This window comes from Caballeronia arationis, from assembly GCF_001544975.2.
Lineage (GTDB): Bacteria > Pseudomonadota > Gammaproteobacteria > Burkholderiales > Burkholderiaceae > Caballeronia > Caballeronia arationis.
The window spans coordinates 1-6,491 of the sequence record NZ_FCOG02000221.1 but is presented as its reverse complement, the minus strand read 5'-3'; the positions used below and the strand labels follow the sequence as shown (position 1 = coordinate 6,491).

The following is a 6,491-nucleotide window of genomic DNA, read 5'->3' as shown; positions in this document are numbered from 1 at the left end:
CGGTATTCCCTTCACTCGTCTGGAGTTCCTTTGGATCCTGGCTGCGCACCATCCGTCCCGGCATCCCTCCATCGGAGTTGGTTGTCGCCAGTGCACTACGACAATGCCTGCCCGAATTTCTCGTGAATAGCGCCAAAACCAATTTCTTCGCGAAATTCATCGCCGAAAGGCAGGACCCTGACACCTTCGAGATGTTCCGACTGGCCACATAACCCCAAGACTGTGCCGAACTCGGCACTCTTGAGCTGGATCAGTACCTTCCCAAAGGCACCGACCTGTCGGTCTACAGTCAGGACGAACTCGATGCTATCGCCGATAGCTTGAACAGCCGGCCGCGCGCAACTCACGCGTTCCACTCGCCGTTCGAGGTCTTCGCTGCAACACTTGCCTCAGCGAGCCAACCTCCAGACGCTAAACACTAAAACCTCTGTTGCACTTCAGTTTGAAACCGCCCCGGTTTTGGCTTTTCAGCCGACGTTCAAATGTCCACTCGCGAACGCGACGCTCATACTTTCCGTGGCACCTCGTAAACACGCGCGGGCTGCATCGTGTCAATATCCTCGACCGGCTGCGGTGGCCGCCACATGAACATCGTGAACGTTATCTTTTCCGGCGTCACATCGATGATGGTGAAGCCATTCTTCTCGGTTGGCTTGAGCGCTTCATCAATGCCAACCAGTGCCCTCCAATGCCGCGGCAGGAGGACGGGAAGGGAATGTCCCCCGTCCCTAGCGTTCCACCCGGTATGGCGTGCACGGGACTGGCCAGCGTCAGTTCGCCCGAGCGCGTCATCTTGCCGGCGGCCGATGCGTGCATATCTCCCTGAACTACGATCGCCGCGCGCCTTGTTTGCGAGGAGAGGGCCTCTATCAGCCGCTGGTGTTGTGCGAACCACCCGCGCTGCCACACAGCTTCATACAGGACCAGTCGGCCAGCCTTGTCGTCGAGCAGGTCCGGATACCAGTCACCCAGCATGCCCGAGGACCACGCGAACGGCAGCGACGGCGCATGGAAAAAATGCGCAGTGTCCTGCGCTCGTGTGCGCGCGACTATCCAGTCCTCAGTCCACTGCGGAAAGAGTTTGGTGTGCTCGCCCTTGTAGTCGGCGTACCGTCTGCAGTCGTAGAGCACGACTTCCAACAGGTTGCCGTAACGTAATGTGCCGAAGGTGATGTTCGTATCGACCGGCGCCCATATCTTGTCGCCTCCCGGGAGCCATACAGCTCGGTTCCGGTCGGGTAGGAACTCCGGGTAATACAGCCACTGGGTCTGCTCGGCGCCGAGGGTGCCATAGGTATCCGGCGGCATGGTCGCAACTTTGGCATCGAATTCGTCGTTTTCGAAGTTGTCGTGGTCATCGGTAAGAAAGAACGCTGGCGTCGATCTCAGCGTCGCACCATATAGCCCCGGAATCTGGTAGTCACACATAGCGGTGAAGATGGCGGCGTTCCGCGGGTGCAGCATCGGCACACTGGCGTCGAGCGCACCTCCGAACTTCGGCCAGATCTGCTCCTGCACAAACTTCGCGACGGCTTATTGAGCGAGGCTTCGCGTCCCAGTAGATATGATCTCCGTTCGCAATCACCGCGTCCGGCTGGAACGACATGGCGCGAGCGAGCAGCTTTCGTCGTGCGGTCATGTCCAGAAAGAACGTCTTGCCGTGCAAACTTGGGCCGTCGTAGCCACCGGCGCAGGTGTAGGCCAGAATACGCATGCGCTCCGGCGCCGCGTCCGGCGAGGGAAACGTCTTCAGCGGCCACACATCACAAAGCGGTGCCCCGCCCGGATCGGTGATCCGCAGTTCCTATTGCGTCGCCGGCTGAAGCGCCTGAACGCCTATATGAAAGCTATTCGCAAGCCTGCTCTCCGACGCTATCCGCCGCGGAGTTCCTTCAGATGCTTATATACGGTGGCGCGCCCCATTCCGAGCACACTCGCAACATAGTTCGCGGCGCTCTTCACCTTGAACTGTAGATAAAATTAAATGTGTCACCGTTAGCGAAATGAACTTCCCAACCGGGCTTCATGATGGACTACTAGGCCCATTTCGTCCCTCTACATGAAGGAGCCGACGTCCGCGAAATGAATGTGTCACCGGCATCCACTCGCGAAGCTGTCAATCGGGCGAATTCATAGTCGCCGCTGCCGCCTCAAGCGTATTTCGGCAAGTGAGATGAAACAGCAAAGATCGCTCAGAGCGTTGCGGGCTTGGTGAACTGTTAGCCTCGACAGCGTTCGAGAAAACAACGTGTGAACTTGCTGCGAAGCTCGGGCTCCAACGGCCGGTAATTTTCCGGGGTCCAGATGCGCTGACAACACGGAGCAAAGCAATTCGCGCATCGGTAGCGCGCTTCTAGCGATTGAACAGATATCCGAGATGCGGCCTGCCGTGAGCAACGACGACAGACCGATTCCAAGACGGATCGATGAGCGGGGCACCGCCCTATCAGGTCTCGAAAATGTCATATCAGGGCCACGGATACTCCGTACTGACACTGCACCAAGGAGGCCTGAACTCTTCCGGTTTCGAGTGCCTTGGACCCTGGCGAAGTTGGGATAGCCACGCGCACTTCCGGTGCGCGTTGTCCCCGCCAGACACAGGTAATTATGTCTGCAATAAAACTTTACATCCAAGTTATTCTTTCCGATAATGCATGTATGCCGTCAATGGCAGCGTCCCGCTGAGCATTGTCTGAGAGAAGACCATGGCCCCACTCACCGAACTCACATACAAGGGTTACGCACTAATTCCGGTCATCGCGCAGGACGACAATATGTTTGCGGCGATGCTAATCATCGGCGCGCCCGATGGTGTCCGGCGCGCTACCGGCGTGCTTGGCGACTTTCCTTGCCCGCTTGAGGCCCAGCGCTTCGCCCTTTCTTACGGAATGGCAGAGATCGACCGCCGGACCTCACCTCAACCAGAGTGGATTCCAAATCCGGCGCACCACATTCATTTTGAGATGGCGACCTCTCGCTAACCTCGAAGTGCGTGGGAATCCGCGCCGTCGGATCTCGATGCTGCTTCCAACGAGATGACGAGATGACGCGGAATTCGAGGTCCTCTCTCTGAGTCCCGAAGCCAACCAATACCGTCCCGGTACCCTCTTCCGCCACATTGGTCTTCGTCGAAGAAGACGGTGCCGCCGTCGATTTTGACCTACGATGTAGAAGTTAGAAAACGAACGGGCCGGTCGTCGCCCAAGTCACCGGCACCGAAGAGGCGCACTAAATGGCCCTTGTGTTGTCCGCCGCGATTTTCCTTACGTCCACTGGATTCCTTGTGGGCTCCGCGCTAGCGCCGACCCCGCCGGCGGTGATCGTGCCGTCCTCATCTCCTGGCTCGAGCGAAGGCAAGACTAACGTCGTGCAACTAAGCCCCAAGCTCTCCGACGAGGCCACCCCTCCGTCAGCAGGCTCCGGAGCCACGCGCGACTAGCGCGCAAGCTCGACGCAGGGTCTATCGCCAGAGTCATACGGCACGCGCGCGCGACGGCCGCGGTGTGCCCTGCGGCGGCGGTGTCAGAAGTCGAGCTTGCTGACCATAGTGCCTTCGAAGCTAAGATTGGCCATCAAGGCCGAAGTTCGTCACGCGGTGCGTGTTCGCCTCGGGATGCCGGTGGAACAATCGAGAATTGGGCAAAGAAACAGACTACTCAAGGCGGCGCGATGGCTGCCGCTAGTGACATGCTTTACGGCGACAAAGCCAGACCGAATACTCAGTTTGCCACCTCCCATTGCAATACCGGATGCAGCACGCCAGGCACGAACGTCCAGGTCCCGTGCGGAGCGAAGTTCCAGCTCGGCGCGAAGCTCGACCGCGCGCTCATCTGCGCGGTCGTAAGACCGTTCGCAGCGGGGATCTGCATCCCGAGGGCGACACCGGTGTCTTGCTGCGTGAGCTGCTTGTCCCAGTAGACGTCGCTCGTGATGTGACCTGTGTTGTTCCACGCTATCCCGCCTATGTACCCGGGCGGCAGCGTGTTGGGCATTGCCAGCGTCGTGAACGACTGTTGGATGAGACCGTCATTCTCGTCAGCGATGCCGCCGTTGGTCACGCCGCCCGCACCGCCCGTCGCATACGATTGGCGGATCACGCCGGCTTTGCCGTTGGTGAGCGCGATGCCGCCCACTCCCGCGTGTGAGCCACCGCCGGAATCACCATGGGCCGACGACTGTACGATGAGCCCTTCATTGGAGAGCGCGATGCCGCCCATGCCTCCTTGCGCGTACATCGAGACGTCGCTCGTGGCGCGCGCGACGGTGCCCGTGTTGACGCCCACGACGCCCGCGATCGCACCTTGGCCGATTTCTGCGGTTTCGAGGCTGCCGTTTGTGCTGACATTGGCGATAAGGCCCGCCGACTGACCCGCGACCAGCCCGGTCACGCTATTGCCTGTCGCAGCAAAGGCGTTGGTTATCGAGAAGTTTCGCACCACCCCCGACGCGGCGATGTTGGTGAAGAGCCCGAGGTACGGTCGGCTGCCGTCGTATGCGCCCTGCAAAATCAAGCCATCGAGCGTGTGCCCGAAGCCGTCGAACTGGCCGCCGAACCCTTTGGCACTTGTCGATGCGATTGGCGTGAAGACGCCGCTCGCCGTCAGATCGCGCCCCAGTGCATAGTTGCCAGCGAGGCTCTGCGAGATGTTCTCGAGTTCGGCAATCGAGTTGATGAGCTGGTAAGCCGTCACCTGCGTCTTTAGTCCGCTGAACGGCGCGGGGCTCCAGTCACAGTTCGTGCGGATATTTCCTGCTTCGAACGTGCCGTTCGAGTCGTAGAGCGCGGCCACGGTGCCCGTGCTTCGCGACCAGTCGATCGTGCCCGCATTGATCACGCTGCCGTGATTGTCGATGCCCTTCGCATCCGCGCGTAGCGTGAGGCTGCCTGCGCCCCGGTTCGAGATCGTCGCGAGCGGACCGAGCGCGACCGAGCGCCCCGCGTTGAGCGCGAGCGAAGCGTCGCCGGTCCAGCGCAGCGAAGACACCATGTCGATGCTGCCGCCGACATTCACAGTGACGGACGTGCCGTTGGAAAGGCTTTCCGCGAGCGCCTTCGCGTTATTCGGCCCGGCGGCGAACTCGTCGGTGCCGATGGTCCAACTCTGCGCATCGACCCTTGTCCCGGCCAGTTGCAGCGTCTTTGCGGTGGTTTCCACACTTCCGCCGGTGCCGTCCGCGTTACTCGCGACAACGTGCTCATGCTGCTCGACATCGCCTCTTGGCGCGACCAGCCATACACGACCGTCGCGCAGGGATGTGCCCGTCGCCCGCAGCGACGCGTGACGGCCGGCGAGCGCATACACGTTGCCGTCGGCCGCCTCGAGTCGGATCTGCGCCGCGCGGACCGAACCCTCGTTCACTACGCTGCCGTGTGTACCCGCTTCGACGAACACCTGCCTGTTGCTCGACGAGTCCTGGATAAGCACCTGCTTGCCGGTGACCAGTTCCGCCGTGCCTTCGGGCGCATCGATGCGTCCTGCGTTTTTCGTGCAGGCGCGAGAGACGAGGAACACGTCGCCGCCGCTCGACCCGATCCTGCCGAGGTTCACGACCGCCGCGCTGCTCGAGCCGGTCAGCATGAGCGGGCCGGCGGCCATGAAGGCGTCGTTGCCGGTATCGAGCGTGGACGCCACGAACCGGCCACCGGTCGCCACCACCCCCGAACGGCCTATCACCACGCCCTGCGGATTGACGAGATAGAAGCTGCCTGTGGCGTTGAGCGTTCCATCGATGTCCGACGCGTTTGCCCCTGTCACGCGCGCGAGCGTGGCGCCCGCACCGTTGTCGACATGGACGCTGTTGCCGCGACCGATAGAAAAGCTGCGCCAGTCGATTACGCCGCGCGGCGTGCTCTGCGTGACGTCGACCCGCGTTGCGGTGGAGGTAATGCCACCCGAACCGGCAACAAACTGACCGTTCTGCGGCAACGGCCCGGCTGCGCGGACCTGTGCGGCCAAAGCGCCGATCGCCAGCGCGAGCAGCGCTCGCGTCGTCGACGTGAAGGTGATGCATGGGACGGATCGCATGACGCCTCCTACTCAGCGCGACGGACGGGCCTGCCGGCGACGTTCCTGAGCATAGGAGGATTTCAGGTGAATTCAACCCCATCGGTTCGCGTGTGCGCGCAACCGTTTGGGCACGCGCCGCTATAGCACGATCGGACGCATCGCGGAGCCTGGCGAGTCCGTATCTACAACCGAGCTTAGGCCTGACCCGTAGTTTGCTGCCGACTCACAGAGTCACAATACGCGGGTTTTTGTTCGACTCTTCAGCACGCGTCCGCCGACACCAAGGGAAAATTTTCGGCCTGGCGGGGCCCAAGTCGGTGCCTCGCGTCGTGCGCAAACCAGATCACCGCTCTGCGGGGTCCGCTGATGGCTGCATACGGGCCTCCGCTGGGACCGAACTTCCGCAGCCGGTAGAGTCGAGATGTGGCGCGGTAGCAGTAGGTTCGGTTTGTCTGTTGCCGCCTCTTTCGTTCGGCGGTGCCC

The 6,491-nt window shown here is 61.3% G+C and carries 3 protein-coding genes and 3 pseudogenes; 3 read left to right on the top strand and 3 right to left on the bottom strand.

The genetic code is table 11. From position 1 onward, the window contains the following. Both AWB81_RS47710 and AWB81_RS39450 read left to right on the top strand, forming a co-directional pair. Positions 1–212: pseudogene (locus AWB81_RS47710) on the top strand (IS4-like element ISCku4 family transposase); the annotation flags it as partial. A 39-nt stretch (positions 213–251) separates the two neighbouring features. Beyond that, positions 252–422: pseudogene (locus AWB81_RS39450) on the top strand (IS30 family transposase); the annotation flags it as partial. A 193-nt stretch (positions 423–615) separates the two neighbouring features. On the opposite strand, the gene AWB81_RS39445 reads toward AWB81_RS39450, so the two are convergent. After that, positions 616–1,518 carry an alkaline phosphatase D family protein gene (locus tag AWB81_RS39445; RefSeq protein ID WP_235026158.1) on the bottom strand — a complete coding sequence of 301 codons (903 nt, stop codon included), beginning with the start codon at positions 1,516–1,518 and terminating at the stop codon, positions 616–618. A gap of 354 nt (positions 1,519–1,872) precedes the next feature. Next, positions 1,873–1,968: pseudogene (locus AWB81_RS39440) on the bottom strand (helix-turn-helix domain-containing protein); the annotation flags it as partial. Between the two features lie 737 nt (positions 1,969–2,705). On the opposite strand from AWB81_RS39440, the gene AWB81_RS39435 reads away from it, so the two are divergent. Continuing rightward, positions 2,706–2,981: a hypothetical protein gene (locus AWB81_RS39435; protein ID WP_062643685.1), complete on the top strand. Its 276-nt coding sequence runs from the start codon at positions 2,706–2,708 to the stop codon at positions 2,979–2,981. 738 nt (positions 2,982–3,719) lie between these two features. Here the strand turns inward: AWB81_RS39435 and AWB81_RS39430 are convergent. Then, a complete protein-coding gene (locus AWB81_RS39430; protein WP_062643683.1) occupies positions 3,720–6,026 on the bottom strand; it encodes a two-partner secretion domain-containing protein in 2,307 nt (768 codons plus the stop codon). Between the last annotated feature and the right edge of the window lie 465 nt (positions 6,027–6,491).

What these genes read in the sequence shown, in the direction of transcription:
- AWB81_RS39430 (WP_062643683.1), bottom strand. Translation starts at nt 6,026, where the DNA reads ATGCGATCCGTCCCATGCATCACCTTCACGTCGACGACGCGAGCGCTG.
- AWB81_RS39435 (WP_062643685.1), top strand. Translation starts at nt 2,706, where the DNA reads ATGGCCCCACTCACCGAACTCACATACAAGGGTTACGCACTAATTCCG.